This is a genomic window from Mycobacterium sp. (assembly GCF_050701675.1).
Classification (GTDB): domain Bacteria; phylum Actinomycetota; class Actinomycetes; order Mycobacteriales; family Mycobacteriaceae; genus Mycobacterium.
On sequence record NZ_JBOGDD010001200.1, the window covers coordinates 1 to 3,311 of the forward strand.

General features: G+C 63.8%; 5 protein-coding genes and 1 pseudogene. 2 read left to right on the top strand and 4 right to left on the bottom strand.

What is annotated here, in order from left to right; translation table 11 throughout:
- The 4 genes from ACRDUX_RS37190 to ACRDUX_RS37205 all read right to left on the bottom strand — a co-directional run.
- On the bottom strand, positions 1-274 hold a 274-nt coding region (locus ACRDUX_RS37190; protein WP_526421947.1), incomplete at its 3' end, for a 9-bladed beta-propeller domain-containing protein.
- A gap of 45 nt (positions 275-319) precedes the next feature.
- Positions 320-766: a hypothetical protein gene (locus ACRDUX_RS37195; RefSeq protein WP_526421949.1), complete on the bottom strand. Its 447-nt coding sequence runs from the start codon at positions 764-766 to the stop codon at positions 320-322.
- Between the two features lie 30 nt (positions 767-796).
- Positions 797-1,120, bottom strand: coding sequence for a type VII secretion target (locus ACRDUX_RS37200; RefSeq protein WP_526421951.1), 324 nt, complete (start codon positions 1,118-1,120; stop codon positions 797-799).
- Positions 1,121-1,174: 54 nt separating this feature from the next.
- On the bottom strand, positions 1,175-2,137 hold the full coding sequence (locus tag ACRDUX_RS37205; protein ID WP_526421953.1) for an EspA/EspE family type VII secretion system effector: 963 nt from the start codon (positions 2,135-2,137) through the stop codon (positions 1,175-1,177).
- A 107-nt stretch (positions 2,138-2,244) separates the two neighbouring features.
- Here ACRDUX_RS37205 and ACRDUX_RS37210 point away from each other — a divergent pair, with 107 nt between their 5' ends.
- Both ACRDUX_RS37210 and ACRDUX_RS37215 read left to right on the top strand, forming a co-directional pair.
- On the top strand, positions 2,245-2,952 hold the full coding sequence (locus tag ACRDUX_RS37210) for a hypothetical protein (protein WP_526421955.1): 708 nt from the start codon (positions 2,245-2,247) through the stop codon (positions 2,950-2,952).
- A gap of 33 nt (positions 2,953-2,985) precedes the next feature.
- Positions 2,986-3,311, top strand: a pseudogene (locus ACRDUX_RS37215) (PHP domain-containing protein); the annotation flags it as partial.

The window sequence follows — 3,311 nt, forward strand, 5'->3', positions numbered from 1 at the left end:
TGGCGATCCTGCTTCCATCTGGCAACCCAAGGTCAGTAGCGCTCGTCCTCCAGCCAGGCACCGGTTGCACGCGCATGTTTGCGGCGAGGAATGTCTGTGCGGGCGGTGTCCAGTCCGGTCGGGTGGCGGTGACGTCGCCGCTCCGCTTCCACCACACCAATGAGACGGTGCCGGCAACCGCGGCGACAACGACGACGGCGATCAGGACGAGCCACCGACGCCCCTGATGTTTCCGAGCCGGCAGACTTTCGGGACTCCAATTCACATCAAACACTTTCGCGTGGGGGCTGCCTGGCGATGGGCCACAGATTTGCGTATGTCAGTCGGGCTCGTCGGTGTTGAGCGACGCGAACAGCAGTGCCCCTTCGTCGCGCACCGCATCCGGCGAAGGCAATCCAAGGTCGCGCTCCAGGAAGCCGCGCGTTGACACGGGGTCGTGGCCCAACTGGTCGAGGAACCGGCTAACGAGTACGTGCTGAGAGGCGAGTGCCTGATGCTGGGACAGGGCGGCGACCAACGCAATCTCGTTGCCGAGCTGTCGCTCGGTCATGCGTGTCGCTGCTTGCTCCAAGTCGACCCTCACCGGCTGCCCGCTGATCAACGACGTGACGGAGACCGTTCCCGATGGGTTGGTTGCCGTGAACAGGAGCGTCAGAACTTCGTCCTCCCATTCCTCATCAGTGACGGTTAGCTCGGTCAATCCCCGGCTGTCACCGTTGGTTTCGTCTTGGTCGTCGTCCCACGACATGTCCGAGTCACGGGCCATCGCTCTCAACTCCCTGCTTGCGGAGGAAGGTCATGCCTTGATGGCTCCGCCGAGGCTGCGCCCCGCTCGGTAGTCGGCGTCGTTGTAGTTCGTCGCGGCGGTAGTGAGCTGTGCGGCCATCTCCACCGACCTCTTGTGCAAGATCTCCCCGGCGGCCTTGCGCGCAGTCTCGGCAGTGGACACGGCCATGTTCGTAGCCGCGCAGACAAGGCCATGGGTGCGAGAGACATTCTCGGCGACTTCACCGGTCGTCCGATTGGCGCCAGTGAAAAGATCCGCTGCGTGTTGTTGTATGTCCGCGAGCCTCGTGAGGTGGTCTGTGACCACCTTGAGATTCGGTTCGGCAGTAGTCATGGGGTCCTTCGTCGTTGTGGGTTGTCCACCGCTGGATAGTTCTGTCGCGTATGTCTACGGGGGCGAGGGTGTGGGAGTCGGCGGGGCGAGCGAGGATGACGGGTCATCGTAAGGTGTTGCCGGAGGGCCGTATTCGATGGGTTCTTCTGGTGAAGGCGTGGTGTGTTCAGCCCCCGGCTGAATACGACCGGGAAGGTCGGCCTGGTCTGTCCGCGGATCGACGAACGGCATGTCCGGGCCCACGTCACTAGGCGCATCTCTTGCCGCGGCTTCCACGGTATCGTTGTACTTGCTGAGGTGCTCGCGCACTCTTGACGCATTTTCGAGGGCGTTGTTCGCCAGGATCAGCATGGTTGTGTTGGTCGTCGCGAGTGCTGCTGATGCTGCTGCCGCGTCGGCGATCATCTTTGCGATGTTGGCTCCGGGGATGAAGCTGACGACGGCGGTCGCCAAGCCGTAGTCGTAGAGGTATTGCGACGTGTCGTCCAGGGTCTGCCGGGTCCGACTGACCTGGTCTGCCTCGGTCGCAAGAATCGCACCGATCTTGCTATCCGCGTCCTGTGCAGCTGATGTCTGCCGTCGATGCGTCTTGTTGGCTTCGTCGTATGTACGACTGGCGATGCCGTCCCATCGGTCCGCACGTGGTTCGGCATCAATCAGCGTCTCAACGCATTCTTCCAATCGCCTGGCTGACTCTTGGTAACCGTTGCCGTCCTCCGGATCTCCGGACCCTGTGGTGGCCTTCTCGGCTTCGATCGCCAACTGGGCTGCCGAGAGGATTGGGGAATCCGCCAGCTTGCCGACGGCTCCCGCGTACCGGGCGGAGACCTTGCCCATGCTCACGCCGAGGCCCCCAACACCGTCGAGTACGTCGCCCACATCTCCAATGAGCTTGCGGCCATCGGTCGCCATGCCGTGGACGTCGCCCTTCAGAACATCCCCGAGAAAGCTCGGTACGTCCTGGACGCCGCTTCTGATGCCGTTAGCGACATTGAACAGATCCTTGAACAAATCCACGGTTGCGCGTGCCTCCCTTGCCAACGAGCGTATCAACGCCGTAACGATCAGCAGCGCACCAAAATCGGTGGCGTAGGGGCCAGGTGTGTGGTCTTATCCTCATTGTCGTGACCGTTCCCCAACCGAGTTGGCGGCGCAGTAGTCGCGACGGGTATCCGTTGGGTGGGCCCGTGTTGGCGCTCAAGTCGGCGACGTCGCGGGCGGACGTAGATCTGGCCTGCACGATCGAGGATGGTCAGGGCCGGCAGATCGGATTCGTTCAAGTGGTGGCCTCTCGCGGCAGCGGTTGGCGGCAGATCGCCCAGTTCCTGGGCAGCGGGGCCGCCGCGTCGTGGGAGTTCGTCATCCTGCGCGCCGATCGGACACCCTTCGGATACGTGCGTCGGCCGCGGGTCCGTGGTTGGAGCGATCGTCACGAGCGCTTCGAACTGCGGGATGCATGGGGTCGAGACCTCGGTCGGCTGCTGCAGAACAACGGCTACCTGGCCGGGCTCCGGACCTTCGCCTTGCAAAGCGGTGGCGCCGAACTCGGTCGCACGACGTTCGACGACTACAAGCGGGTGGCCGGCGCCTTCGGCGAGAACGCGCGACAGACGGTGACGATCCTCGATGCGAATGACCGGATCGTTGCAGGGATCACCGAACGACGGACCACCCACCAACTGGTCGGCAACGACTTCTACGACTACACACTGCAGTTCGAATACCCGCCGTATGAGCCGCTGGGGAGTCTGTGCCTCGTGGTGGCTCTCACCGAATACTTCCACCGCCGTACCGACCAGGGCGGCACCCTGAGGGGCATCCCCGGGGTGTAGTCCACGGGTCCGTTCAAGGGCACACTGGAACCCATGGACCCAGTGGCCGCCCTGCGTGAGATCGCGTATTACAAGGACCGCGCCCGCGAGGACTCGCGCCGCGTGATGGCCTACCGCAAGGCCGCCGACACCGTCGAGCGGCTCGACGACGCGCAGCGCGAGAAGCACGGCAAGGCCAACTCCTGGCAGTCGCTGCCCGGCGTGGGCCCCAAGACCGCGAAGGTGATCGCCCAGGCATGGGCCGGTCGCGAACCCGAGACGTTGGTCGAACTGCGCTCCACTGCAAAGGATCTCGGTGGCGGCGAGATCCGGGCTGCGCTGAGGGGCGATCTGCACCTGCATTCCAACTGGTCGGACGG